Here is a 25,602-nt window from a genome sequence, read left to right as displayed (position 1 = left end):
GGCGGAGATCCTTGTGGTATCGCTCCCTGCGGAACATTTTCGCTGGAGCGCGATAAGCTACGCGCGTGATCGAAGTCCGGCCCGGTGGTCGCCGTCGTATCGACCGCGTGCTCGGCCCTGGGTATCTCAGCGACCTCGGCGAGCTGACCCTTTCCGTGCTGCGCGAGCGCCGTGACGAGGCCGCGCAGGAGGAGACCGACCTGTCGTACCTGCGGCGCCTGCTGCACGCGCGGATCGACATCGTGCGGGCCGAGCAGGAGCGCAGGAGTTCGGGCGGCGAGAGCAGCGTCGTCGAGCGGCTGGCCGCGATCCTGGCGGACAACGCGATCGGCCCGGCGACGGGTTCGGGCAGGCACCAGCGGCTGGAGCCGTCGCGCGCGGGTGAGCACCGCCGGTTCGCCGAGGCGCTCATCGGCGACACGGACCTTTCCGATGTCAGCACGCTCTCGGACGAGAAGCTGGTCAACGCCCTCAATCGGTACGCCGACGAAGAGGTTTCGGTCTCCTCGTACCGTCGCGAGGTCCAGAGCGTCATGGACACCATCAACGCCGAGATCGCGACCCGCTACCGCAAGGGCACGGCGTCGGTCGACGACCTGCTCGACACCGAACGCGGCGGATCCGAGTGACGAATCCGGTCCTGGTCGAGGTCGTCCGATCCGGTTTCGTGGAGAGCGTGCACCGCGGCGCGCTCGTGATCACCGCCCCGGACGGCTCGGTGCGGTTCTCCGCGGGCGACATCGAGCGGCCGGTCTACCCGCGTTCGTCCAACAAACCCCTGCAAGCCGTCGGCATGCTCCGCGCCGGTCTCACGATCGACGATGAAGAGCTCGCGCTCGGCTGCGGATCGCACAACGGCGAGCCCGGCCACGTCGAGGGCGCCTTGGCGATGCTCTCCCGCGCGGGGTTGACCGAGGACGCGCTGGCCTGCCCGCCCGCCTTCCCGCTGCACGAGCCCAGCATGCTGGCCGTGGCCTCGGCCGGGAAGCGCCGCGCCGCCATGAACTGCTCCGGCAAGCACGCCGCGATGCTCATGACCTGCGCGCAACTCGGCTGGCCGACCAAGGACTACGAGTCCGAGATCCATCCGCTGCAGAAGATCGTCCAGGCCACCGTCGCCGACCTCACCAGCGAGCCGATCGAGACGGTCGGCGTCGACGGCTGCGGCGCGCCGCTGTTCGCGTTCTCCCTCACCGGCCTCGCCCGCTCCTTCGGCAGGCTGGTCACGGCCATGGGCGGGCCGGAGCGCAGGGTCGCCGACGCGGTCCGCGCACATCCGTGGCAGGTCGCGGGCACCGGCCGCGAGGACACGGTGCTGATGCGGAACATCGAAGGCCTGCTCTCGAAGGGCGGCGCCGAGGGAGTGCACGCGTTCGCGCTCCCGGACGGCACGGCGCTGGCACTGAAGATCGACGACGGCGCGGCCCGAGCCCGCATCCCGCTGCTGCTCGCGACGCTGCGCCACCTCGGCATCGACCCGGGCGACGAAGCCGGTGACCTGGGGCGCAACGCGGTCCTGGGCGGCGGGAAACCGGTCGGCGAACTGAGGGTCACCGAAGGCCTCTACGGCTAGTTCGCCCGTTCCCGCGCGGCCAGATCGCCCCAGAAGTCCCGCAAGTCGGCGAACAGTTCGGCCAGCTCGTCGACATTGCCGGTGCGGAGCGCGTCGAGGATGTCGTGCACCTCTTCGGCGGTCGTGTCGGCCTGGAGGATCGAGTCGGCGAAGAGCTGCACAAGACCGCCGTAGTCGAGTTCGACCGCGGAGCCTGGGTGGAAGCTGTCGAGCCAGCGGCGCGTCTCGAGCAGCACCCGGCCCGGTCCCGAGTCGCCGAAGGTCGCCTCGAGCAGATCCCCGACCTCGCGGGCGCGATGCCGCGCGTCGGCGATGGAGACCCGCCACGACACCTCGCGTTCGGGGTCGTCGCGGCCCTTGCCGAGTTTGACCCGGCGCATCCCGGGATCGAACAGCACGAACCACGGCAGCGGGACGGTCCACGTCGTCGACAGCGTGTGCGAGGCCGAGGCGGACAGATCGCCGATGGCGGACTTCGCCCGCGAGCGGATCGTGTCGAGTGAAGCGCCGCCCGCGTCGAGCACCGCGTTCTTCAGCGCGGGATGCGCGTCGCCGAGGAAGGTCACCAGCGCCGCGGCCGAGCGCGCCCGGATCTCCATCGGGCAGATCAGCGGCCCTGGGCCGGCGTCGCCGTGCTCACCCTCCGGCACGTCTTCGGGATCCAGGACGAGGACGTCGGTGACGAGACTGGGCGCGGCCCTGCCGTCCGCGAGTTCCGCGGGCAGCAACCGGCCCACATGCTGTGACTTGAGCCACAATGCCTGCTCGCGCACGCCCGCGGACGAACGATCGAGCCGAGCCGCTTCGACGGCCTCGAGCAGGCGTTCGTCCGGTGGATCCCCCAGCGCGAGCAGGGGCTCATAGACGCGGAGATAAGCCGCGAACGGACGGGGCACACGAGCATCGTGGCACGCCGACCTGCGACTATCGCCACCGACCGGCCGGTAACCGGCGTTCCGTGAACACTGTCGCCACCGGCACACCGTGCCACGTCGCATCCAACCCCCCGGACACGGTACGGTGTCAGCAGGAAAGAATTGTCGAGACGATGCGGGGCCGCCGATTCCCCCGGCCGCCCCGCCCCTGTGCGAGGGGGTCGAGCCATGGGGCGCGGCCGGGCTAAGGCCAAGCAGACGAAGGTGGCGCGCGAGCTCAAGTACAGCTCGCACGAAACCGACTTCGATGCTTTGCAGCGCGAGCTGTCCAGTAGTTCCTCGGAAGACAGGCACGAGGACGACAAGCGGTATGACGACGACCCGTACGACGGGTACGACGACTACCGCCGCTGAGCAACGCGTGACACGCGAGGGTGGGATCCGGGTTTGCCCCGGTAGACCGCCCTCGCGTGTCGCGTGCTGCCCAAAATACGAGGAGGTGCCATGTCTGACGTAGCGCGAGTAGGTGTCGTCGGGGCCGGGCTCATGGGCTCGGGCATCGCCGAGGTGCACGCGCGGGCCGGGCTGGACGTGATCGTCACCGAGGTCAACCAGCCGGCGCTGGACTCCGGGCGGGCGCGGATCGAGAAGTCGCTGCAACGCGGCGTCAAGAACGGGAAGCTCTCGCAGGAAGACGCCGACGCGGCGCTCGGACGGCTCCGCTTCACCACCGAGATCGGCGAGTTCGCCGACCGCGACCTCGTCATCGAGGCCATCCTGGAACAGGAGCAGGCCAAGGTCGAGGTGTTCCGGTCGCTGGACAAGATCGTCGAGCGTGAGGACGCGCTGTTCGCGTCCAACACCTCCTCGATCCCGATCATGAAGCTCGGGATGGCCACCGGCCGCCCGCAGCAGGTGGTCGGCATCCACTTCTTCAACCCGGTCCCGGTGCTGCCGCTCGTCGAGCTGGTGCCCTCGCTGCTGACCAGCGAGGACACCGCCCGCCGTGCCGAGGAGCACGCGACGACGGCGTTGAGCAAGACGGTGATCCGGTCGCAGGACCGCGCCGGCTTCATCGTGAACTCGCTGCTCGTGCCGTATCTGCTTTCGGCGATCCGGATGATCGAGTCGGGTTTCGCGTCCGCGGAGGACATCGACCGCGGTATGGAGCTGGGCACCGCGCACCCGATGGGCCCGCTGCGGCTGTCGGACCTGATCGGCCTGGACACCATCAAGGCGATCGCGGACTCGATGTACGCCGAGTTCAAGGAGCCGCTGTACTCCTCGCCGCCGCTGCTGCTGCGCATGGTCGACGCCGGCCTGCTGGGCAAGAAGACCGGCCGCGGGTTCTACAGCTACTCCTGACCGGCTTCTTCTTCTTCCTACGCGTTTAGTCCTCTGAATGCGGTTCTTGCACGCGCAACTACCGCATTCAGAGGACTAAATGCGAGGGTCCTAGACTCGGGGGCGTGGGACAGGGACAGCTGCGCGCGGGTCTGGTCGGTGCCGGTCCGTGGGCGAAGACGGTGCACGCGCCAGGTCTCGCCGATCACCCCGGCATGACGTTGCGCGCGGTCTGGGCCAGGCGTCCCGAGGCCGCGAAGGAGCTGGCCGAGGCGCACGGCGCCCAAGCTGTCGACAGCTTCGACGAGTTGCTCGACCAGGTGGACGCGGTCGCGTTCGCCGTACCGCCCGCCGTCCAGGCGGAGCTGGCGGTCCGGGCGGCCGAGGCGGGCAAGCATCTGATCCTGGAGAAGCCGATCGCCGCGGATCTCGACGGCGCGCGCCGGCTCGCGGACGCGGTCGAGACCGCCGGCGTCGCGGCCCTCGTGGTCCTCATCCTGCGGTTTTCGCCGATGACCCGCGAGTGGCTCGACGGCATCAAGGAGGCGGGCGGCTGGCGCGGCGGCGGGGCGCGATGGCTTTCGGGCGCGTTGCTCGGCGGCCAGTACCAGTCCTCGGCGTGGCGGCACGACTCCGGCGCGCTCGCCGACATCGGCCCGCACGCCCTCGATCTGCTGGACGCGGCGCTCGGTGAGATCACCGACGTGCTCGCGGCGAACCGGACCGATGACGATCTGTGGCAGTTGCTGTTAGCCCACGAGGGTGGCGCGACCAGTACGGCGACGTTGTCGCTGCGGCTGCCGATCCAGCCGACGGTCGTCGAAGTGGCCGTTTACGGCGAGCACGGCTACCGCACTTTGGGCCGCAAGCCGGGCTCGGCGGGCGAGTCGTACACCGCGCTCCTGGACGATTTCGCCGCGATGGCCGCGAGCGGGACGACCTCGCACCCGTGTGACGTGCGTCGCGGGCTGCACCTGCAGAAGCTGCTCGAACACGCGCGGCAGCTCGCCGGACACGGCAAGTAGTACACAGGTCACCCACAAGGCTTTCCCTTACGCGATAAGGCCTTCTTCCGAAGAGTTCGCGGTCATCCACAGGTTTGTCCACAGGTTCCTTTGTGGACGGTCAGCAGCATGGGAAAACCTTTTCCGCCACCGGAAAAGATCACCTCTTAGTGCGTTCGCTCCGCCGTGCCGAGTCGATCTTGCGATGCGAAGGTGATCTTGGGCGCTCCGGAAAGGAAGGCCATGGGTGAGCTGCTCCGCGCTTTCGGCGGGATGATCCCGTTGACGATCATCGCGATTCCGTACGCATTGCTCGGGTGGCCGCTCCTCGCGGCGCATCGACGGCGAAGACGGGCCGACCCCTTCTCCGCGTCGGCGACGGCCGCCGTCGACATGACCCTCGCACTGGCCTGTTTCCTGGTGTTGTGCCTGGTCACGATGCCGGTGACCGGGGTGCAGGGCAGCAGGCTGAACCTCGAACCCGGCACCGACCTGCGCCTGGCCCTGTCCGACAGCGCCAATCTCTGGCAGGCGCTGGGCAACGTCCTCATGCTGAGCCCGCTCGGCGCCCTGCTCCCGGTGCGGTCCCGCCGCCTGCGGTCGCTGGGCCGGATCGCACTGGGCGCGCTGGCCGTCTCGGTGCTGGTGGAAGGTACGCAATATCTGATCCAGGCGGGCAGGGTGACCTCGGCCGACGACATCCTGCTGAACACGCTGGGCGCCGTGGTGGGTGCCGCGCTGAGCAGACGTCTGTGGCATCGCCTGGATGTCCGGCCGGCGGTGCGGATCCCGGTCCAGGTACGGCGGGTGTGCGACGCCCCCGTCCGGCTGCGGGTCCCGAGATCGGTGTGGGACGAGCGGTATTCGGGCATCGCGCATCCGCAGCGGAGGTAAATCGGTTGACCGTCATGCGAGAGTGATCGCGAAAGCCCTACGTACTGAGAAAGAGGGATGCCTCATGCCTGACGCCTTCGGTGGCGTCGGCACGAGCTAGCCGGCGCACACGCCAGCTCCACCACGCACGCGGATCCTCCCGTGCGTCTCTTTCTTCTGCCCGAAAGGCTTTCCACCAGTGCTTTCCGAGACGATTCGTGCTTTGCAGTCCTACATTCGCCTCACCGCGGCGAAGTTCCGGGAGACCGAGCGGATCGGGCCGTTCCTGGCCACGTACTACCTCGAGGCCGACAGCCCCTTCCTCAACTACGCGATCCCCGACGACGGCGCCGTGCCCACCGCGGACGACGTCGCCGCGCTCACCGAGGCGTTCCGTAAGCGCGGGCTCGTGCCGCGTCTGGAGTTCCTCACCGAAGCGGTTCCCGCCGCCGAGGCCGTGCTCGTCGAGTGCGGCTACACGCTGGAGCGGCGGATCCCGCTGATGATCTGCTCCCCGGGGCAGGTCGTCGCGCAACCGGAACCGGCCGGGATCAGCCTGGTCACCCCGAAAACCGAGGGCGAACTCCGGCAGATGATCCGGGCGCAGAACGTGGCGTTCGGGGAGGAGGATCCCGATCAGCACCTCGACCCGTCCCCGGATCAGCTGAGCGGCGAGACCCTGTCGGTGATGGCCGTGGCCGAGACCGGCGAGGTCGTCGGGGGCGGGGTCGCGACGCCGATCCTCGACGGCGCGACCGAGGTCGCCGGGATCGGGGTGGTCAAGGAGTACCGGAGCCGCGGGATCGCCGCGGCGATGACGGAGTATCTGACGCGTGAAGCCCACGCGCGCGGTGGCCGGTCGGTGTTCCTGACGCCGGGTGCCGGGCAGGCGGAACGCGTCTACGGCCGGGTCGGCTTCGAGACCGCGGCCGAATGCGTGCACCTGTCAGTCGTCTGAATAACCGCCGCGGCGTGACTTCTTGACCTCGCCGCGGCGCTTCTTCGACGCCAGGCGGCGTTCCTTCGAACCTCGCGAAGGTTTGGTGGGACGCCGCTTGGCGGCCGGGGGCGCCGACGCGTCCAGCAGCAACATCACCAGCCGCGCCCGCGCGGCTTCCCGGTTCATCAGCTGGGAGCGGTGTTCGGAAGCGGTGATCGTGACGACCCCGTCGACCAGCCGCGACGAAAGCCGGTCCAGCATCCGCGCCCGGAGATGCTCCGGGACGGACGCCGAACCGGCCACGTCGAAGGACAGTTCGACCCGCGAGTCCGTGGTGTTCACGCCCTGCCCACCCGGACCCGACGACCGGGAGAACCGTTCGCTCAATTCGGCACCCGGGATCACGAACCGGGTGCCGACCACCACGTCATCAGCCACGGACCCAGTGTTCCACCAGGGCCAAGAGAATATTCAGAAGCGCGGGTGGTCGCCGGAGAGCACGGCGCGCGGGCCGTCCGGGTCTTCCGCGGGCTGCACGTCGCCGAGGATCCACGCCGGCACGTGCCGCGCGGTCAGCATCGCCAGCGCGCGGTCGACGTCGTCGGCGCCGACGATCGCGACCATGCCAACGCCCATGTTGAACGTCTTCTCCAGCTCGGCCCGCTCGACCTTGCCGCGGTGGCCGATCAGCGCGAACACCGGCGCCGGGGTCCAGGTGCCGCGTTCGAGCCGGGCGACCAGGCCGCGCGGCATGACGCGGGCGAGGTTCTGTTCCAGGCCGCCGCCGGTGATATGCGCGAACGTGCGGACGTCGGCTTCGGACGCCAGCGCGAGGCAGTCCTTCGCGTAGATCCTGGTCGGCTCCAGCATCTCCTCGCCCAGCGAGCGGCCGAACTCCTCGACGTGCCCGTCGAGCGGCATGCGCGCGATGTCCAGCAGAACGTGCCTGGCGAGCGAGTAGCCGTTGGAGTGCAGGCCGGACGAGCCGAGCGCGAGGACGACGTCACCGGGGCGGACCCGCTCCGGGCCGAGCACGTTCGCCGCCTCGACGACGCCGATGCCGGTGCCCGAAAGGTCGTAGTCGTGCTCGCCCATCAGGCCGGGGTGCTCCGCGGTCTCGCCGCCGAGCAGCGCGCAACCCGCCTGGACACAGCCCTCGGCGATCCCGCCGACCAGCGCCGCGATCTTCTCCGGCACGACCTTGCCGACGGCGATGTAGTCCTGCATGAACAGCGGCTCGGCGCCGGTGACGACCAGATCGTCGACGACCATCGCGACCAGGTCGATGCCGACCGTGTCGTGCTTGTCGAGCGCCTGCGCGACGGCGATCTTGGTGCCGACCCCGTCGGTCGACGAGGCCAGCACCGGCTCTTTCCACTTGTCCAGCTTCAGGGAGAACAGCCCGGCGAAACCGCCGACCCCGCCCATCACCTCGGGCCTCGTGGCCCTCTCGGCGTGCGGTTTGAGCAGCTCGACGGCTTTGTCACCGGCGTCGATGCTGACGCCGGCGGCGGCGTACGTGGCGCTCGTGGACTCGCTCACGGAAGCGGACTCCAACTCTGGAAGTGAGGTCTAGGGACGCCGGATGGCGTCCTCAGCACCGTACCCGGCAGGGCTGACGGGCTTCGCCGCGCCATTGACCGAGTCCAGGCTCTCCAGCAGGTGCTTCCCGATCAGCGCGTCTTCGGGCAGCGCGATCGGGTACTCGCCGGAGAAGCACGCGGTGCACAACCGCGACTTCGGCTGCTCCGAAGCCGCGACCAGCCCGTCCAGGGAGATGTAGCCCAAGGTGTCCGCGCCGATGGAGCGGCGGATGCCGTCGAGGTCGACGCCGTTGGCCACCAGTTCGGCGCGCGAGGCGAAGTCGATCCCGTAGAAACACGGCCAGCGGACGGGCGGCGACGCGATCCGGACGTGCACCTCGAGCGCGCCCGCCTCCCGCAGCATGCGGACCAGGGCGCGCTGGGTGTTGCCGCGGACGATGGAGTCGTCGACGACGACGAGCCGTTTGCCGCGGATCACGTCGCGCAGCGGGTTCAACTTGAGCCGGATGCCCAGCTGGCGGATGGTCTGCGACGGCTGGATGAAGGTGCGGCCGACGTAGGCGTTCTTCACCAGGCCGGTGCCGTAGGGGATGCCGGAACCCTGCGCGTAGCCGATGGCGGCCGGGGTGCCGGATTCGGGCACCGGCATGACCAGATCGGCGTCGGCCGGGTGCTCGGCGGCGAGTTTGCGGCCGATCTCGACGCGGGTGGCGTGCACGCTGCGGCCGGCGATCGACGTGTCGGGCCTGGCGAGGTACACGTACTCGAAGACGCAGCCCTTGGGCTCGGGGTTCGCGAACCGCGAGGAGCGCAGACCCTCGGCGTCGATCGCGATGAGCTCGCCGGGCTCGACCTCGCGGACGAACGACGCGCCGCAGATGTCGAGCGCGGCCGTCTCGCTCGCGACGACCCAGCCGCGTTCGAGCCTGCCGAGCACCAGCGGGTGCACACCGTGCGGGTCGCGCGCGGCGTACAGGGTGGACTCGTCGGCGAAGACCAGGCAGAAGGCGCCCTTGAGGGTGGGCAGCAGTTCCAGCGCGGCGGCCTCGATGCCCTTGTCGGCGGCGTTGGCCGCGAGCAGCCCGCACACCAGGTCGGAGTCGCTGGACGAACCGGTCAGGCCCGCGTGCGGTTTGAGCCCGGCTTCGACCGTGCGATCCCGCAACTCGGCGGTGTTGACGAGGTTGCCGTTGTGCGCGAAGGACAATCCGCTGCCGGTGGCGGTGGTCCGGAAGATCGGCTGCGCGTTCTCCCAGATGGTCGCGCCGGTGGTCGAGTAACGGCAGTGGCCGACGGCGATATGTCCTTGCAGCGACTGCAGGACCTGCTCGTCGAACACCTGGCTGACCAGGCCGAGATCCTTGAAGACGACGATCTGCGAACCGTCGGAGACCGAGATGCCGGCCGCTTCCTGGCCGCGGTGCTGAAGTGCGTAGAGCCCGTAGTAGGTCAGCTTCGCGACCTCTTCTCCGGGCGCCCAGACACCGAAGACGCCGCATTCCTCGCGGGGTTCCGGATCGGGCTGGTCGGTCACGGGCTGTCCGGCGAGGGACGGGTCGGAAACCACCGAGGTGCTCCCAGGGAGAAAGAGGGCAGGCCGCCACCAGTGTAAACGGTGAGCAGGAGATCAACGCGCCGCACGACGTGGCACTGGACACGCTTCGTGTGATGACCGTGAGTGACGGGCGGGTGTCAAGGCCCGGCACTCACGACCCCCGACCAGCCGGCCGCTCCCCCTCGACAGAGGCGGCCGACTGTGCTTAGGAGGCGATCAACCCGCCGCTTTCAACCAGCGGCCAGCCACTTGGACGTGCCGCCGCGGCCGGGGACCCAGCAGCCCTTGGCCGAGGTCTCCGGGACGTACAGCGAGCCGGGGGTCCGCTCGTCCGGAAGCGCGAGCAGTGCCGTCAGCACCGTCGCGGCGTCGCCGGCGAACCGCCACAGCCAGACCTCGGGCTCGAGGATGTCCTCCTCGGTCCCGGGCATGCGGGTGGCGACGACGTCGTCCTCGGCGTTGAGCCGGACCACGTCGACCACGTTGTCGTGGACTCGCACGCCGACCACGGCCAAGACCTCGCCGTTCGCGTCGCACGGGTGCACGAACTGGTACCCGCGGTGGATCAGTTCCTGCAGACCGCTTTCGATATCGGTGATCTCCGCGGTGATGGTGTCACCCGAGGACGTCATCGAATTCGCCGTCCTTGGCGCCCGCGAGGAACGCGGCCATCTCGGCCTGGGTGTAGATCAGGGCCGGCCCGGTCGGAAAGCGCGAGTTGCGCATCGCGATCTCGCCGGAGGCGAGCGGCGCCACCTCGACACAGTTGCCGATCGCGTTGCTGTAACTGGCTTTGCGCCATTGGGCGCCGGTAAGACGATCGGCCGGGATGCCGTTGTCGAACTGTTCAGCCATGGTCCCCACCTTCCCCGACAGAAGACTTCGGGCGATGCATCTGCATGTGCATTTGCCTGTGATCCCAAAGTTAGCACGTGTGACTGCAGCGGTAAATGCACGTGCAGAAGTTTTTGCAGGATTCGCGGGCGGTGATGACTTAAGTCCTCGACTACCCCACTAAAGGGTGACGAGCGCAGCCCCCAACGGGTGAACAACTACCAGTCGTGGCCGAATTTTCGAGGACACGCAAGGAAACCTCGGCCGCCCTGGAGACGGCCGACGGCACCACAAAGGTGAGCGGCTCAGATTTCGGCGCGGCGCTTCAGCAGCATCTGGCGGCTGCGGTCCGGCGTCTCCGCGTCGACCGCGAGCATGTCCAGCGCCCGGCTGTACCGTTCGATCTCGTCGCGCTTGTCGATGTAGTGCGCGCCGGTCAGGTACTCGGTGTACGCGATGTTCGGCAATTCCTCTTCGGCGAACCTGAGCAGCGAGAACGCGCTGTCCGCGGAGTAGCCGCTCCGGTCGTACGGGAGGACCTGCACCGAGATGTTCGGCTGCTGGATCATCTCCAGCAGGTGGTCGATCTGGCCCTTCAGCACCTCGCGGTCGCCGATCGGCCGGTAGAGCACCGACTCGTCGAGCACCAGCCACAACCGCGGCGCGTCCGGCCGCGACAGCATCTTCTGCCGCCGCATCCGCAGCGCGACGCGGCGGTCGACCTGCTCGTTGACCATGTCCTTGCGGCCGTGGCTCATGATCGCCCGCGCGTAGGCCTCGGTCTGCAACAGGCCCGTGACGTACAGCGGCTCCCACACCTGGATACGGGCCGCGGCCTCTTCGAGCCCGACGAGGTCGTTGAACCAGCTCGGCATCAGGTCGCCGTAACGGCGCCACCAGCCCGGCTCGTTCGACTCCTTGACCATGTCGAGGAACTGCTGCCGTTCGCCGGGATCGGTCATCCCGTACATGGTCAGCAGATCGGCGACGTCGCGTTCCTTGAAGCCGACGCGGCCCAGCTCGAGACGGCTGATCTTCGACTCGGAGCCGCGGATGCTGTAGCCGGCCTCCTGGCGCGTGATGCCCGCGTCCTCGCGCATCCGGCGGAGCTGAGAGCCGAGGATCATCCGCCGCGCGGTGGGACCCAGGGACTGCTCACCGCCAGGCGGGGTGACCGCGTTCATCGACCGGGGACCTTTCGCAAGACGACACTCACAGGAGAACTAGCCGATTACTGAAAGTACACGTTTGGACCTCGACACGACAGGGACGGCTCGGTTTACCGGTCGCGTACGTGGTTCTACTCTACGTAGAGCCCGAGACTTCCGACACAGTTTTGTGAGGTTCAAGATGCCCGACGCCCCGACCCGGACGGAACGAGTGCCCGTGGGTGTCGACCCGACCCGGGCCAGCATCGCCCGGGTGTACGACGCCTTCCTCCTCGGCAAGGACAACTACGAGATCGACCGGGAGGTGCTGCGCAAGGTCCAGCAGGCGGCCCCCGAGGCGCAGGACCTGGCGACCGAGAACCGCGGCTTCCTGATCCGCGCGTGCCGGTTCCTCGCCAGCCAGACGGGCATCACCCAGTTCCTCGACCTCGGATCCGGCCTGCCCACGGCCGAGAACACGCACCAGGTCGTGCAGCGGATCAACCCGGAGATCAAGGTCGTCTACGTCGACAACGACCCGGTCGTGCTCGCCCACGGGCGCGCGCTGCTCGAAGAGAACGAGAACACGCACTTCGTCTCGGACGACATCTTCGAGCCGGAGCGGATCATCGAGAACCCGGACATCCGGCGGCACATCGACTTCACGCAGCCGATCGCGTTGCTGCAGCTCGGGACCCTGCACCACTACAACGGGCCGCACGACGAGCCCGCCAAGATCATGAGGAAGTACATCGACGCGCTGCCGTCGGGTTCGTACGTGGCGATCTCGCACTTCTCCGACCCGGAGGACGAGTTGTCGCAGGTCGCCCGCAAGATGGAGGAGTTCTTCATCCACAGCCCGATGGGCTCGGGCACCTTCCGCACCAAGGCCGAGATCGAGGAGCTGTTCCACGACCTCGAGATGGTCGAGCCCGGCGTCCAGCTGTGCGCGGACTGGTGGCCGGACGGCCCGCGGATCAAGGAGCTGAACACGGCTCAGCGGACGATCTCGGGCGGCATCGGCCGCAAGGCCTGAGCCCTTGGCGCCGCAATGAAAGGCCCCTTCATTGCAAATTTTGCAATGAAGGGGCCTTTCATCTCACGCGCGACCCCGAGGTTCAGAGGCGGACCAGCGGCAGCCAGCGGGCCAGATCGGCCCTGCTCCCGGAGGCGGTGACCCGCCCCGACTCGACGGCGTCGGCCCAGCCGAGCAGCCCGGTCGCCAGTTCCAGCCACGTGCGCGGATCCGTTTCGACGACGTTCGGCGGCGTCCCGCGGGTATGGCGCAATCCTTCGACACACTGCACAGCCGCGAACGGCGGCACCCGCACTTCGACACTCTTCCCCGGGGCGTCCCCGGCCAGCGTCCGCAGGCTCAGCCGCACCGCCGCGGCCAGCTCCGGACGGGCCGGTTTCGGACCGGATCCGCTCAACCAGGGGGAAATCGCCGCGATCGCGGCTCGTAACTCAGCGGGGTCGACCGAACGCGAAGAGGCCATGGGAGAACAGTAGAGTGAGCGCGAACAAACCTTCAGGCACCCGGAACGTGGGGATGGCGATGGCGCAGCGGGACGAGGCGGATCGGTTGGCGTCGAGCCCGGCGGGCAAGCGGAAACAGGCCAAGCCGAAGATCACCGAAGAGATGCGCGCCAACGCCAAGGCCAATCCCAACAGCTGGCTTTACGTCATCGACGAGGCCTTCGACCCCGACGGCCCGGTGCCGTCCTGGGCGGTCGTCGGCGCGTACCCGGTGAACGGCGGGGGCGAGATCGTCGAGGACTTCCACCCCAACGACCGCTACCGTCCCTCGCCGAAGGCGCTCGGTTTCCCCGAGCCGCGCAACGAACTCGAGCAGCTGCTCCAGCTGGTGCGCACGAACCACCGCCCGGCCGCCGACCTGCCGCGGGTCATCCTCGACTCGACACTGTTCGTCTACGCCCTTTCGCCGGTGCAGCGCACGGTGATCGGCTTCCACAACACCGACGGCAAGGTGCTCGTTCCCGCGTACACGGCGAAGTCGCTGGTGCCGCGCGAATGGCCGCACGCCAGGGCGGTGCTGGGCCGGGACATGGTCCCGCTGCTCGCCGGGCACCCGGTGACGATCAATCCCCACGACCGGCTCACCGCGATCATCCCCTCGGAGCACCTCGACAAAGCCCTTTTGGACGAGCGTCGTTAAGGCCCGATTAACCCACTCGGCCCAATTTATTCGGGGCGAAAGCAACTCTTTCGGGTGATGTTCGAGTCGCTGATTCCCTTTTCGCGGGGGATCGTGGCGACGTGATGAGTCGCAGAGTGTGTTCAAAAGGCTGGGGGGCCGTCCTCGCGGCGGGGGTTTTGCTGCTCGCGCAGACCCCCGCCGTCGCACGGGAAAGCGGGCCTCGTTACGACGGGGCCGAGGAGCACTACGCCGGTTCACAGATCGCGCTGCACGAAGGCGTCAATGTGTCGGTGGGGCCGCTGTACGGCGGCGAAGCGCAGACGCTCGGTCACGACGTCAGCGGACACCAGGGCGAGGTCGACTGGCCCGCCGCCGCCAGGACCGGCGCGAAGTTCGTCTACGTGAAGGCGACCGAGGGCACCGGCTTCGTCAATCCCCGGTTCCCCCAGCAGTACAACGGTTCCTACGGCGTCGGCCTGATCCGCGGCGCGTACCACTTCGCCCGCCCCGACATCTCGGACGGCGCCGCGCAAGCGCACTACTTCGTCGACCACGGCGGCGGCTGGTCCAAGGACGGCAAGACCCTGCCGGGCGCGCTCGACGTCGAGTACAACCCGTACGGCGAAACCTGTTACGGCAAGACGCCGGCGCAGATGGTCGCGTGGATGGCGTCGTTCGCCGAGACCTACCTGTGGCGGACCGGGCGGCATCCGGCGATCTACACGTCGACGAGCTGGTGGAAGCGGTGCACCGGGAACAGCAACGCGTTCTGGCAGAACCCGCTGTGGCTCGCGCGCTACAACACCGAGATCGGCGAGCTGCCCGCGAGCTGGAAGACCCACACCATCTGGCAGTTCTCGAACAAGGGCAGCCTGCCCGGCGACCAGAACTGGTTCAACGGCACGGTCGATCGCGTGCGCGCGCTGTCCCTCGGCTGAACACCCACCCGAGTGGGCGTTACAAGATCACATAACCCGACCTACCTGGAAATGAAAATCACCCACGCGTAGTACCAATTTCACGGAAGTTAGTGACAAACCCGGCACTCGTCGTCAACAATCGTGCCCGGACGGCTACCACCTGCAAGGTTGCCGTCCTCAGCGAGGGTTATCCGTGAAGGGATTGTCGTAATGCGCACTTCCCGAAGAATCGCCATCGCCGTCGGCTCCGCGCTGCTCCTGCTCAGCAGCACGGTCCAGGCGTCGGCCGCCCCGTCCCCCGAGATCATGTCGATCGAACAGGATCTCCAGCAGAACGACCACACGATCGGATCGCAGATCCGGCGCGTGGAGGGCGACACCTCCACGCATGAGTCGAAGGCCAAGGCCGCGCAGCCGCAGCCCGAGGCCGGGGTGCTCGCGACCGTCGCGGGCATGGACGTGGCCAGCTACCAGAAGAACGTCGACTGGGCCTACTGGTGGGGTCAGGGCAAGCGCTTCGTGTGGACGAAGGCCACCGAAGGCACGAGCTACAAGAACCCGTACTTCGCCCAGCAGTACAACGGTTCCTACAACCAGGGCTTCATCCGCGGCGCGTACCACTTCGCCCTGCCGAACGTCTCGAGCGGCGCGGCGCAGGCCGACTTCTTCATCAACAACGGCGGCGGCTGGTCCAAGGACGGCAAGACCCTGCCGGGCGCGCTGGACATGGAGTACAACCCGTACGGCGCCACCTGTTACGGCCTGAGCCAGTCCGCCATGGGGGCGTGGATCCGGGCGTTCCATGACCGCTACAAGGCCCGCACCGGCCGCTGGCCCGTCATCTACACCTCGACGAGCTGGTGGAGCACCTGCGTCGGCACGTCGCAGAACTTCGGTGGCACGGTCCCGCTGTGGATCGCGCGGTACGCGTCCACGGTGGGCGCGCTGCCCTACGGCTGGGGCTTCTACACCGTGTGGCAGTACACCTCCAGCCCGCTCGACCAGAACACCTTCAACGGCGCTTACGACCGCTTGCAGGCACTGGCCAACGGCTGAGCTGCGCATTCCGTGAACGAGCGGCTCCCGGCCTCGGCCGGGAGCCGCTTTCGCGCGCGGGGTACCTTGCCTCTGGAAAATCCCTGGCACGGGCGGATCCGGAACCAGCGCTGACCGCCGGTCGTCTGATCTGCAGCCTCAGGCCCCAGTACGGAAGGCGAGACCGATGACCTACCCACCCCAGCCAGGCCAGCCCTACGGCCAGGACCCCCAGGGACAGCAGCCGCAGCAGGGTTGGGACCAGACCCAGCAGTACGGTCAGCCGCAGCAGTACGGACAGCAGCAGGGCTGGGACCAGACGCAGCAGTACCAGCAGCAGCCGCAGCAGGGCTGGGACCAGACCCAGCAGTATCCGCAGCAGCCCCAGCAGGGCTGGGACCCGAACAACCAGGGCTACCAGCAGGGTTTCGGCGGCCCGCCCGCGCCGCCGTCGAAGAGTAAGACCGGTCTGATCATCGGGATCGTGATCGGCCTCGTCGTGCTGATCGCGTTCGGGGTCACGGGGTTCGTCGCACCGGGCTTCCTGCTCAGCAAGGACGAGGGGAACAACACGGCCGCGCCGCCGCCCGCGTCGTCGTCCGAGCAGGCTCCGACCTCCGCGCCGAAGAGCAGCCCGAAGTCGAGCTCGCCCCGCAGCAGCCCGAGGAGCACCGAAAGCGGGGGCACGGGCTCCGAAGGCAACCCGAAGGGCATCCAGAACCTGAAGGACTTCCTGGCCAAGGTGAGCGCCGGGGACAAGGCCGGCGCGCTGGCGCTGGTGTGCCAGGACATGAAGGCGACCATGGGCGACTCGATCGACATCATGGCGCCGGCGCCGTCGCAGCTGGAGGTCACCTCGACCGCGGGCATCGGCGACGGGTTCATCACCGGTGACATCGAGGGCACGGTCAAGGGCAAGAAGGTGAGCGGCTCGGGGATCTCCTCGGACGACAACCCGGACAAGTCCTTCTGCGTCCGCAACTTCTTCGTATTCTGAGCGGATGAAGCGGTTTCTCCGCTCCCCCCTGCTCTGGACCTTCGTCGTCTCGCTCGTACTGCTGCTCGCGGTCGGCGGCTGGTTGCTGACGGATCCGGCGACCAGCCGCAGCGAGGCGCTGAAGACCGGCGGCATCGCCGGGGGCGCCATCGTCGCGCTGTACGCGTTGTGGCTCAACGACAGGCGGCGCCGGGTCGAGGAGCGACGGCAGGAGGTCGAACGGCAGCGGCAGGAACTCGAGCAGCGGCGGGCCGACCAGGACCGGGACCGGATCTCGGACGAACGGTTCGCCAAGGCCGTCGAACTGCTCGGCCACGAGGCCGACCAGGTGCGGGTCGGGGCCCTGCACGCGCTGGCGGGGCTGGCTCGCGGCCGCGAGATCTACAAGCAGACCGTGCTGGACATCCTGTGCTCGTACCTGCGGCGGCCGTTCGAGCATCCGCGGTACCAGGACACGGCGAAACGGGACGGGAACACCGCACCGGAAGAGGGCTCCGCGACGGAGGACCAAGAACTCCAGGTGCGGCAGACCGCGCAACGGCTGATCGGGGAACTGCTCCCGGCCGCGGATTCCGAAGGCACGCCGGGGTACGACCTCGACCTGACCGGCGCCGTACTGGAGTACTTCGATCTTTCGGAGCGGAAGATCGGCAAGCTGTTGCTCCGCTACGCCGGTTTGTACAGCAGCACCAACCTGTCCGGCTGTGTGTTCCTCGGGCCGGTGTACCTGACGGGCGCGGGAACGAAAGAGAAAAAACGCATCGGCTTCTTCCGGTGCAGTGAAGCCAAGTTCGAGCAGCGGGCGTGGTTCAGCGGGGTCCGGTTCTCCGAGGACGTCGAGTTCCGCGGCACCGTGTTCGCGGGCGAAACCTCCTTCAAGGACAGCGTCTTCGCGAAGGACGCCGTCTTCGCGGACACCGAGTTCAAGAAGACGCTGGATCTGCGCCGCGCGCGGTTCGAAGGCTTCGGGGATCTGAGCTTCCGTAAGCCGCCCGGCACGGTGTCGCTCTACAACACGTCGGTGGAACCGGCGAGGGACCACGAACTCCCGGCGGGCTGGGCCGTCGAGACCCTGCCGGACGGCCGGGCCCGGCTCACGGTGAAGGACTGATGAGGCGCCTGCTCTCCTCGCCGCTGCTGTGGACGTTGCTGTCTTCGGTCGTGGTGCTCGTCGGGGTCACCGCCTGGCTGCTCACGGACCGCGCGACCAGCCGCGGCGACGCGCTCAAGACCGGCGCGCTGGCGGGCGGGGCGATCGCCGCGCTCTACGGACTTTGGCTCAACGACCGGCGAAGGCGTACCGAAGAGGACCGGCACGAGATCGAGCGCAGCCGGATCTCCGACGAGCGCTTCGCCAAGTCGATCGAACTGCTGGGCAACGAAGCCGATCAGGTCCGGATCGGGGCGATGCATTCGCTCGCGGGGCTGGCCAGGACGCGTCCGGAGTACCGGCAGACGGTGCTCGACGTGTTGTGCGCCTACCTGCGGCGGCCGTTCGAGCATCCGAGTTTCGATCCGGGCCTCGACTGGAAGGACAAGGAAAAGCGGGCGGCCGCGGAGCGGGAACGGCTGGTCCGGCGGGCGGCCGAGCGGCTGATCCGCGACATCCTTCCCCACGCCGGGACGACCGGGCCGACGCTTTCGCTCAACCTCAGCGACGCCCGGCTCGACAAGCTGGGGCTGCTCGGCAGGCGGGTCGGCTGGTTCGGCGCGGATCGGTGCGAGGTGCTGTCCTATCTCGACCTCACCGACGCTCAGCTGTCCGGGAAGTTCCTGCTCCAGAACGCGGTGATCCGGGGCAGGTTCGAGGTCACCAGGGCGAGCTTCGAACGGAAGGTGTCGCTGGACAACCTGGTCGTCGAGGCGCCCGTCGACTTGAGCGTGGCGTCCTTCGCGGAGCCTCCGTCGCTGGAGGGCGCGGTTCTGTCCAAAGAGGGCTGAAGGGCGCTGTCCCCGCATCACATGCGGTGAAAGCGCCCTTCGCTGCGTCCTATGCGGGGAAAGTCCCCTTCAGCTCAGTCGAACAGGGCCGGGAGCGTGCGCTCCCAGGTCTCCCGAAGCTCGTCCAGCGTGAACTCCGTGATGTCCTGGAGTTCGAGCGAGCCCGACTCCGGGTCCACCACACCGGTCTTGCGCCACGGCAGGCCGCGCGCGGTCAGCATCTCGGTGAACCGCAGTTCCTCGGTACGCGGCACGGCGACCAGCACCCGGCCCGCGGACTCGGAGAACAGCTGCACGAACGGGTCCTGCTCCGCGTCGAGGAAGACGCGGGCACCGCACTGTCCGATGAGGACGGTCTCGACGAGGGTCTGGATCAGGCCGCCGTCGGAGACGTCGTGCGCGGCGGAGATCATGCCGTCGCGGGAACCGGCGATGAGGATGTCGGCGAGCAGCTTCTCGCGCGCCAGGTCGACCTTGGGCGGGCGGCCGCCGAGGTGGCCGTGCAGTTCGCGCGCCCAGGCGGAACCGTCCAGCTCGTCGTGGGTCTCGCCGAGCAGCAGCAGGGCTTCCCCGGCCTCGGCGCCGATTCCGGTGGGGATGCGGCGGGTGACGTCGTCGATCACGCCGAGCACGCCGACCACCGGGGTCGGCAGGATGGCCGTGTCACCGGTCTGGTTGAAGAAGCTGACGTTGCCGCCGGTGACCGGGATGCCGAGTTCGACACAGCCGTCGGCCAGACCGTGCACGGCCTGCTCGAACTGCCACATCACACCCGGGTCGGTCGGCGCGCCGAAGTTCAGGCAGTCCGACACCGCGACCGGCTTCGCGCCACTGGTGGCGACGTTGCGGTACGCCTCGGCCAGCGCGAGCTTCGCGCCCTCGTACGGGTCGAGGTAGACGAACTTGCTGTTGCAGTCGGTCGAGACGGCGACCCCGCGGCCGGTCGACTCGTCGATCCGGATGACGCCCGAGTCCGACGGCTGCGCGGACACGGTGTTGCCGCGCACGTAGCGGTCGTACTGGGAGGTCACCCATTCCTTCGACGCCTGGTTCGGCGACGAGATCAGCTTGAGGATGTCGGCGCGCAGTTCGTCCGAAGTGGACGGACGCGGCAGCTTCGCCGAGGTGTCGGCCTGCAGGGCGTCCTGTGTGGACGGACGCTGGATCGGGCGGTCGTACACCGGGCCCTGGTGCGCCACGGTGTGCGCCGGCACGTCGACGACGACCTCGTCGTTCCAGGTGATGACCAGGTGCTCGCCGTCGGTGACCTCACCGATGTCGGTGGCGATGACGTCCCACTTCTCGCAGACCTTCATGAACGCCTCGACGTTCTCCGGCGAGACGACCGCGCACATCCGCTCCTGCGACTCGCTGGAGAGCACCTCCGCCGGGGTCATCCCGGTGGCGCGCAACGGAACCCGGTCGAGGTAGATGTGCATGCCGCCGTCACCGGCGGCCGCGAGCTCCGACGTCGCGCAGGAGAGCCCGGCGCCGCCGAGGTCCTGGATGCCGACGACGAGCTTCTGGGCGAACAGTTCGAGGCAGCACTCGATGAGCACCTTTTCGGTGAACGGGTCGCCGACCTGGACGCTGGGGAGCTTCTTGCGGCCGCCCGAGGATTCGTCACCCGAGAAGGTGTCGCTGGCGAGGACGGACACGCCGCCGATGCCGTCGAGGCCGGTGCGCGCGCCGAACAGGATGATCTTGTTGCCCTTGCCCGAGGCGAACGCCAGGTGCAGGTCCTCGACGCGCATCGCGCCGACGCACAGGGCGTTGACCAGCGGGTTACCGGAGTAGCTCGGGTCGAACACCAGCTCGCCGCCGATGTTCGGGAGGCCGAGGCAGTTGCCGTAACCGCCGACGCCGGCGACCACGCCGGGCAGCACACGGCGGGTGTCGGGGGCGTCCGCCGGGCCGAAGCGCAGCGCGTCCGCCACCGCGAGCGGGCGCGCGCCCATCGCCATGATGTCGCGCACGATGCCGCCGACGCCGGTCGCTGCGCCCTGGTACGGCTCCACGTAGGACGGGTGGTTGTGGCTCTCGACCTTGAAGGTGACCGCCCAGCCCTCGCCGATGTCGACGACGCCCGCGTTCTCGCCGATACCGGCGAGCATCTTCTCCTTCATTTCGGGAGTGGCCGTCTCGCCGAAGTAGCGCAGGTGCTTCTTCGAGGACTTGTACGAGCAGTGCTCGCTCCACATCACCGAATACATCGCCAGTTCGGCGTCGGTCGGACGGCGGCCGAGGATCTCCCGGATCCGGGCGTACTCGTCGTCGGCGAGGCCGAGCTCGACATACGGCTGGGTCAGTTCGGGGGTCGCCTCGGCGCGTTGAGTGGTGTCAACGGTGCTGGTCACGGTGTCCGCATCAGGGTTCGCCACGGCCTTAAGAGTAGGTGAGGGGTCTGTTCACCCTGCCGTCGCCCACGGATAAATCGGTCGCGCCCGCGACGGTGATCGGCTTACCGTCGGCAATCGTGCTTTCCGCCACATATCCGCTTCCGCGACTACGACTGCCCGCCAAGCCGACCGCCTGGCGGTACCTGGTCAGGATGATGCTCGCGCGCCCGGGACTGCTCGCCGTCTCGGCGATCAGCGGTGCGCTGTGGTCGCTGCCGATCGCCCTGCTGCCGGTCGCGATCGGCCGGGGCATCGACGCGATCGGCCGCGGCGACGGCGATTCCGTCTGGCTGTGGGGTCTCGCGGCCGCCGGCCTCGGGATCGCGCAGACGATCGCCGGCACGGTGCAGCACTTCGCGTCCTACGGCTGCTGGATCCACGGCGCCGGGGTGACGCAGCGCCTCGCCACCGAACACGCGGCGAAGCTGGGCGCGAACCTGCGGGACACGACCACCACGGGTGACGTGGTCGCGATCACCACCAGCGACATCAACCCGATCGGTGATTCGTTCGAGGTGCTCGGGCGGGCCTTCGGTTCGCTCATCGCGTTCATCGTGTGCGCGACGGCGCTCCTGACGACGTCCCCGCTGCTCGGCGTGGTCGCGCTGATCGGTGTCCCGCTGGCGGTGGTGGGCATCGGACCGCTGCTGAAGCCGCTGGAGAAGCGCCAGACGAAGCAGCGCGAGGAGAAGACCGACGTCAACGCGCTGGCCGCGGACATCGTCTCCGGCCTGCGGATCCTTCGCGGTGTCGGCGGCGAGAAGCAGTTCCTCGACCGCTTCCGCCGCTCCAGCCAGCGGGTCCGGGCGGCCGGTGTCCAGGTCGGGCGCAGCGAGGCGTGGCTCGCGGCGGCCGAGGTCGCGCTGCCGGGACTGGTCACGGTGGTCATCACCTGGTTGGGCGCGCAGCTGGCGATCAACGGCACCATCGGCGTCGGCGAGCTGATCACGTTCTACGGCGTCTCGGTGTTCCTGGTGATCCCGGTGACGACGGCGACCGAGTTCGCGGGTGTGCTGAGCGCCGCGCTCGTTTCGGCGCGGAAGGTGTGCAAACTGCTGTCCACCGAGCGCACGCTCGCCGAGCCGGAACACCCGGTCCCGCTGCCGGAAGGCTCGCTGGACCTGTACGACGAGACGTCCGGGATCAAGGCCGAGGCCGGGAAGCTCACCGTCATCGACGTCGGGGCCGCCGCCGAAGCGGTGGCTTCGCGGATGGCGCGGTTCACCGACCCGAGTGAACCTGCACTCGTCGGCGGGGTTCCGGTGGACCAGGTCTCCCTCGGCGAGATGCGGCGGCGGGTCGTGTTCGCGCACAACCAGGACATCTGGTTCTCCGGTGTGCTGCGCGAGCAGGTCACCCCCGCCGAGCCCGGCGAAGTCGAGATCACGGAAGCGCTGTACGCGGCGGACGCCGAGGACATCGTGGACGCGCTGCCCCACGGCGTCGACGAGGTGATCGGCGAACGCGGACGTGAGGTCTCCGGCGGTCAGCGGCAGCGGCTGAACCTGGCCCGCGCGCTGGCGACCGACGCCGACGTCCTGCTGCTCGACGAGCCGACCTCGGCCGTCGACGCGCACACCGAAGCCCGCATAACCGAACGCGTCGCGAAGCTGCGGCGCGGCAAGACCACCGTCGTGTTCAGTCAGAGTCCACTGTGGACACATGTGGCCGACGTGGTCGTGAGTACGAAAGTACCGGCATGAAGAAGCTGCCGCTGGCAGACAAGAAAGACGTCAGACGTTGGATCAAGGAGACCGCGCGCGCCAACAAGCGCGAGTTCTCCGTGATGCTCGGCCTGTTCTGTGTCGCGACCGCGATCGGGCTGGCCGGCCCGCAACTGCTGGGCGCGCTGGTGGACGAGGTCGTCGAAGGCACGACGGTCACCACGATCACCTGGCTCGCGGTCGCGTTCGTGGTGGTGCTGGGCGCGCAGGCCTGGTTCAAGGGTCTGGCCCGGCTTCGCGCGCGGGTGTTCGGCGAGCGGATCCTGGCGAAGAACCGCGAGGAGTTCGTCGGGAACGCGCTGAACCTGCCGCTCGGGACGGTCGAGGCCGCGGGCACCGGTGACCTGCTCAGCCGGGCGACCACCGACGTCAGCCGCATCGACCACGCGGTGCGGTTCGGCGCGCCGGAGATCCTGATCGCCGCCGTCACGGTGGTGTTCACGGTGGCGGCGATGGTGATCACGTCACCGTTCCTGGCGCTGGGCCTGCTGGTCGCGCTGCCGCTGCTGGTGCCGGTGAACCTCTGGTACCAGCGGCGGATCCCCGACGTGATGCGGCGGATGCTCGACAAGTGGTCCGAGTTGCAGTCCACCACGCACGAGACCGCGGAGGGCGCGCGGACGGCGGAGGCGCTGAGCCTGACCGGCCGCCGGATCCGGACCGGGCACGACGGCCTCGACGCGTCGATGCTGGGCGAGCGCAAGATCCGGGCGCTGCAGATGCGGTGGATCCCGTCGCTGGAGATCAGTTACGTGCTGCCGGTGCCGGTGATGCTCGGCCTGGGTCTGCTCGCCTACTCGAACGGCTGGGAAGGGCTCGGCACGATCACCGCGATGCTCCTGTACTCGCAGGTCATGACCGGTCCGCTGAACGAGGCGCTGTTCTGGCTCGCGGACATGCAGGTCGCCGGGGCCTCGCTGCGGCGGCTGCTGGGCGTGCGGCCCGCTCCGTCTTCGGAGACGACCTCGGAAACTCCGCGCGGCCAGGACATCGAGGTCCGCGACGTGCGCTTCGGCTACAACACGGACCGCGAAGTGCTGCATGGGATCGACCTGCGGGTGCCCGCCGGTGAACGGCTGGCGATCGTCGGCCCGTCCGGTGCCGGCAAGTCGACCTTGGGACGGCTGCTGGCCGGGATGTCGGCGCCGACGTCGGGCTCGGTGCGGATCGGCGGCGCCGAGGTGTCGACGCTGCCGGACGACGTCCTGCGCGGCGAGGTCCTGCTGCTGACCCAGGAGCAGCACGTCTTCGCGGGGACGCTGCGGGACAACCTCACGTTGCCCGCCGGGGACTGGACCGACGACCGGCTGCTGGCCGCGCTGGCCTCGGTCGGCGCTTCGGAGTGGGTGGCGAGCCTGCCGGACGGGCTGGACACGAAGGTCGGGGCCGGGGCGGTCGCCGTCCCGGCGGCCATGGCGCAGCAGCTGGCGCTGGCGCGGGTGGTGCTGGCCGACCCGCACACGCTGGTGCTGGACGAGGCGACGTCGCTGCTGGACACGGGTTCGGCGCGGGAGCTGGAGCGGTCTTTGAGCGCGGTGCTCGAAGGGCGCACGGTGATCGCGATCGCGCACCGGCTGCACACCGCGGCCGCGGCCGACCGGGTCGCGGTCATCGAGGGCGGCCGGGTGACCGAGCTGGGCTCGCACGCGGACCTGCTCGCCGCCGGCGGGCCCTACGCAGCTCTGGTGGCCGCCGCCTCCTGAAGTGCTATGAAAGGCCCCTTCATTGCAAAATTTGCAATGAAGGGGCCTTTCATAGCACGCGGTCAGGCGGAGACGAGGGCGTCCACGGCGCTGTAGAACATGCCGAGACCATCGTCCGAAGGTCCGGTGAGGGCGTCGATGGCGTGCTCCGGGTGCGGCATGAGCCCGACGACGCGGCCGTTCTCGCTGCGGATCCCGGCGATGTCGTTGCGCGAGCCGTTCGGGTTGCCGCCGACGTAGCGGAACACCACGCGACCCTCGCCCTCGAGCTCGTCGAGGGTGGCCTGCTCGGCGACGAAGCAGCCGTCGATGTTCTTCATCGGGATGAGGATCTCGGCGTCCTTGTCGTACCGGGTGGTCCACGCGGTGTCGTTGTTCTCGACGCGCAGCCACTGGTCACGGCAGATGAAGTGCAGGCCCGCGTTGCGGATCATCGCGCCCGGCAGCAGTCCGGCCTCGCACAGGATCTGGAAGCCGTTGCAGATGCCCAGCACCGGCATGCCCTTGTGGGCGGCGTCGATCACCGACGACATCACCGGCGCGAACCGGGCGATGACGCCGGCGCGGAGGTAGTCGCCGTACGAGAAGCCACCGGGGACGACGACGGCGTCGACGCCCTTCAGGTCCTCGTCCGCGTGCCACAGCGGCACGGCTTCGGCGTCGGCGTAGCGGACCGCGCGGGCCGCGTCACCGTCGTCGAGCGTGCCGGGGAAGGTGATGACCCCGATGCGGGCGGTCACGCGTCCACCCGCTTGATGATCCACTGCTCGATCACCGGGTTCGCGAGGAAACCCTCGGCGATCTTTTCGAGCGTCGCGTCGTCGACGGAGTCGTCGACCTCGATCTCGAAGTGCTTGCCCTGACGGATCTCGGTGATCCCGGTGAAGCCGAGACGACCGGCCGCGCCGAGCGCGGCTTGGCCCTGCGGGTCGAGGATTTCGGGCTTGGGCATGACGTCGACGACGACTCGGGCCACGGCAGGCTGCTCCTTATTCACGCAGGTCGTGGGTACCGCCAGAGCCTACTTCACTA

Annotated in this window: 27 protein-coding genes; 16 read left to right on the top strand and 11 right to left on the bottom strand. The window is 68.7% G+C overall.

Features of this window, described 5'->3' with window-relative positions; all coding sequences use genetic code 11:
• Positions 1–65: 65 nt before the first annotated feature.
• Entirely contained in the window at positions 66–629 is a 564-nt protein-coding gene (locus tag DMH01_RS25030; protein ID WP_007032564.1) for a hypothetical protein, read from the top strand.
• Positions 626–1,573: an asparaginase gene (locus DMH01_RS25025; RefSeq protein ID WP_125679642.1), complete on the top strand. Its 948-nt coding sequence runs from the start codon at positions 626–628 to the stop codon at positions 1,571–1,573. The genes DMH01_RS25030 and DMH01_RS25025 overlap by 4 nt, the downstream gene beginning before the upstream one ends.
• On the opposite strand, the gene DMH01_RS25020 is transcribed toward DMH01_RS25025, so the two are convergent.
• Entirely contained in the window at positions 1,570–2,469 is a 900-nt protein-coding gene (locus DMH01_RS25020; protein WP_125679641.1) for a hypothetical protein, read from the bottom strand. The two genes, DMH01_RS25025 and DMH01_RS25020, sit on opposite strands and share 4 nt — an antisense overlap.
• Before the next feature lie 207 nt (positions 2,470–2,676).
• Between DMH01_RS25020 and DMH01_RS25015 the strand changes: the two genes are divergently transcribed.
• From DMH01_RS25015 to DMH01_RS24995, 5 genes are all read left to right on the top strand, one after another.
• Positions 2,677–2,862, top strand: coding sequence for a DUF3073 domain-containing protein (locus DMH01_RS25015; RefSeq protein WP_125679640.1), 186 nt, complete (start codon positions 2,677–2,679; stop codon positions 2,860–2,862).
• 90 nt (positions 2,863–2,952) lie between these two features.
• The gene (locus tag DMH01_RS25010) at positions 2,953–3,813 is read left to right on the top strand and encodes a 3-hydroxybutyryl-CoA dehydrogenase (protein ID WP_125679639.1); all 861 of its coding nucleotides are present in this window, start codon (positions 2,953–2,955) and stop codon (positions 3,811–3,813) included.
• Positions 3,814–3,917: 104 nt separating this feature from the next.
• Positions 3,918–4,817 carry a Gfo/Idh/MocA family protein gene (locus DMH01_RS25005; RefSeq protein WP_125679638.1) on the top strand — a complete coding sequence of 300 codons (900 nt, stop codon included), beginning with the start codon at positions 3,918–3,920 and terminating at the stop codon, positions 4,815–4,817.
• Positions 4,818–5,039: 222 nt separating this feature from the next.
• The gene (locus DMH01_RS25000) at positions 5,040–5,690 is read left to right on the top strand and encodes a VanZ family protein (protein WP_125679637.1); all 651 of its coding nucleotides are present in this window, start codon (positions 5,040–5,042) and stop codon (positions 5,688–5,690) included.
• A 178-nt stretch (positions 5,691–5,868) separates the two neighbouring features.
• A complete protein-coding gene (locus DMH01_RS24995; protein WP_125679636.1) occupies positions 5,869–6,627 on the top strand; it encodes a GNAT family N-acetyltransferase in 759 nt (252 codons plus the stop codon).
• Here the strand turns inward: DMH01_RS24995 and arfB are convergent.
• The 6 genes from arfB to DMH01_RS24965 form a co-directional block, all read right to left on the bottom strand.
• Positions 6,616–7,047 carry an alternative ribosome rescue aminoacyl-tRNA hydrolase ArfB gene (gene arfB, locus DMH01_RS24990; RefSeq protein WP_233621656.1) on the bottom strand — a complete coding sequence of 144 codons (432 nt, stop codon included), beginning with the start codon at positions 7,045–7,047 and terminating at the stop codon, positions 6,616–6,618. The genes DMH01_RS24995 and arfB overlap by 12 nt on opposite strands.
• A 33-nt stretch (positions 7,048–7,080) precedes the next feature.
• On the bottom strand, positions 7,081–8,151 hold the full coding sequence (purM, locus tag DMH01_RS24985) for a phosphoribosylformylglycinamidine cyclo-ligase (protein WP_125679635.1): 1,071 nt from the start codon (positions 8,149–8,151) through the stop codon (positions 7,081–7,083).
• Between the two features lie 30 nt (positions 8,152–8,181).
• Positions 8,182–9,720: an amidophosphoribosyltransferase gene (gene purF, locus DMH01_RS24980; RefSeq protein WP_007032554.1), complete on the bottom strand. Its 1,539-nt coding sequence runs from the start codon at positions 9,718–9,720 to the stop codon at positions 8,182–8,184.
• Positions 9,721–9,938: 218 nt separating this feature from the next.
• On the bottom strand, positions 9,939–10,340 hold the full coding sequence (locus tag DMH01_RS24975) for a hypothetical protein (protein WP_034312581.1): 402 nt from the start codon (positions 10,338–10,340) through the stop codon (positions 9,939–9,941).
• Positions 10,324–10,563 (bottom strand): DUF397 domain-containing protein, encoded by a 240-nt coding sequence (locus DMH01_RS24970; protein ID WP_005152616.1) that lies wholly within the window; start codon positions 10,561–10,563, stop codon positions 10,324–10,326. Before DMH01_RS24970 ends, DMH01_RS24975 begins: the two co-directional genes overlap by 17 nt.
• A 284-nt stretch (positions 10,564–10,847) precedes the next feature.
• Positions 10,848–11,726 (bottom strand): helix-turn-helix transcriptional regulator, encoded by an 879-nt coding sequence (locus tag DMH01_RS24965; protein WP_125679634.1) that lies wholly within the window; start codon positions 11,724–11,726, stop codon positions 10,848–10,850.
• Positions 11,727–11,928: 202 nt separating this feature from the next.
• On the opposite strand from DMH01_RS24965, the gene DMH01_RS24960 reads away from it, so the two are divergent.
• Positions 11,929–12,726 (top strand): SAM-dependent methyltransferase, encoded by a 798-nt coding sequence (locus tag DMH01_RS24960; RefSeq protein ID WP_199745610.1) that lies wholly within the window; start codon positions 11,929–11,931, stop codon positions 12,724–12,726.
• 82 nt (positions 12,727–12,808) lie between these two features.
• Here DMH01_RS24960 and DMH01_RS24955 read toward each other — a convergent pair whose 3' ends face one another.
• Positions 12,809–13,189, bottom strand: a complete 381-nt coding sequence (locus DMH01_RS24955; RefSeq protein WP_125679632.1) for a sterol carrier family protein — start codon at positions 13,187–13,189, stop codon at positions 12,809–12,811.
• A gap of 53 nt (positions 13,190–13,242) precedes the next feature.
• Between DMH01_RS24955 and DMH01_RS24950 the strand changes: the two genes are divergently transcribed.
• From DMH01_RS24950 to DMH01_RS24925, 6 genes are all read left to right on the top strand, one after another.
• On the top strand, positions 13,243–13,869 hold the full coding sequence (locus tag DMH01_RS24950; RefSeq protein WP_125679866.1) for a type VII secretion system-associated protein: 627 nt from the start codon (positions 13,243–13,245) through the stop codon (positions 13,867–13,869).
• A 104-nt stretch (positions 13,870–13,973) separates the two neighbouring features.
• The gene (locus DMH01_RS24945; RefSeq protein WP_199745630.1) at positions 13,974–14,789 is read left to right on the top strand and encodes a lysozyme; all 816 of its coding nucleotides are present in this window, start codon (positions 13,974–13,976) and stop codon (positions 14,787–14,789) included.
• A gap of 192 nt (positions 14,790–14,981) precedes the next feature.
• Positions 14,982–15,827, top strand: a complete 846-nt coding sequence (locus DMH01_RS24940) for a lysozyme (RefSeq protein WP_125679631.1) — start codon at positions 14,982–14,984, stop codon at positions 15,825–15,827.
• A gap of 166 nt (positions 15,828–15,993) precedes the next feature.
• The gene (locus DMH01_RS24935; RefSeq protein WP_125679630.1) at positions 15,994–16,803 is read left to right on the top strand and encodes a Twin-arginine translocation protein TatA; all 810 of its coding nucleotides are present in this window, start codon (positions 15,994–15,996) and stop codon (positions 16,801–16,803) included.
• A gap of 4 nt (positions 16,804–16,807) precedes the next feature.
• Positions 16,808–17,914: a pentapeptide repeat-containing protein gene (locus DMH01_RS24930; protein WP_125679629.1), complete on the top strand. Its 1,107-nt coding sequence runs from the start codon at positions 16,808–16,810 to the stop codon at positions 17,912–17,914.
• Positions 17,914–18,744 (top strand): hypothetical protein, encoded by an 831-nt coding sequence (locus DMH01_RS24925; protein ID WP_125679628.1) that lies wholly within the window; start codon positions 17,914–17,916, stop codon positions 18,742–18,744. The genes DMH01_RS24930 and DMH01_RS24925 overlap by 1 nt, the downstream gene beginning before the upstream one ends.
• Before the next feature lie 74 nt (positions 18,745–18,818).
• Here DMH01_RS24925 and purL read toward each other — a convergent pair whose 3' ends face one another.
• Positions 18,819–21,101 (bottom strand): phosphoribosylformylglycinamidine synthase subunit PurL, encoded by a 2,283-nt coding sequence (gene purL / locus DMH01_RS24920; RefSeq protein ID WP_125679864.1) that lies wholly within the window; start codon positions 21,099–21,101, stop codon positions 18,819–18,821.
• Between the two features lie 119 nt (positions 21,102–21,220).
• Here purL and DMH01_RS24915 point away from each other — a divergent pair, with 119 nt between their 5' ends.
• Positions 21,221–22,846, top strand: a complete 1,626-nt coding sequence (locus tag DMH01_RS24915) for an ABC transporter ATP-binding protein (protein ID WP_125679627.1) — start codon at positions 21,221–21,223, stop codon at positions 22,844–22,846.
• Entirely contained in the window at positions 22,843–24,570 is a 1,728-nt protein-coding gene (locus tag DMH01_RS24910) for an ABC transporter ATP-binding protein (protein WP_125679626.1), read from the top strand. The genes DMH01_RS24915 and DMH01_RS24910 overlap by 4 nt, the downstream gene beginning before the upstream one ends.
• Before the next feature lie 62 nt (positions 24,571–24,632).
• Here DMH01_RS24910 and purQ read toward each other — a convergent pair whose 3' ends face one another.
• Positions 24,633–25,310, bottom strand: a complete 678-nt coding sequence (gene purQ / locus DMH01_RS24905) for a phosphoribosylformylglycinamidine synthase subunit PurQ (protein WP_125679625.1) — start codon at positions 25,308–25,310, stop codon at positions 24,633–24,635.
• Entirely contained in the window at positions 25,307–25,546 is a 240-nt protein-coding gene (purS, locus tag DMH01_RS24900; protein WP_125679624.1) for a phosphoribosylformylglycinamidine synthase subunit PurS, read from the bottom strand. The genes purQ and purS overlap by 4 nt, the downstream gene beginning before the upstream one ends.
• Positions 25,547–25,602 lie beyond the last annotated feature (56 nt).

The organism is Amycolatopsis sp. WAC 04182, assembly GCF_003947465.1.
GTDB lineage: Bacteria > Actinomycetota > Actinomycetes > Mycobacteriales > Pseudonocardiaceae > Amycolatopsis.
The sequence above is the reverse complement of the archived record's forward strand: the minus strand, read 5'-3'. Positions and strand labels throughout refer to the sequence as shown.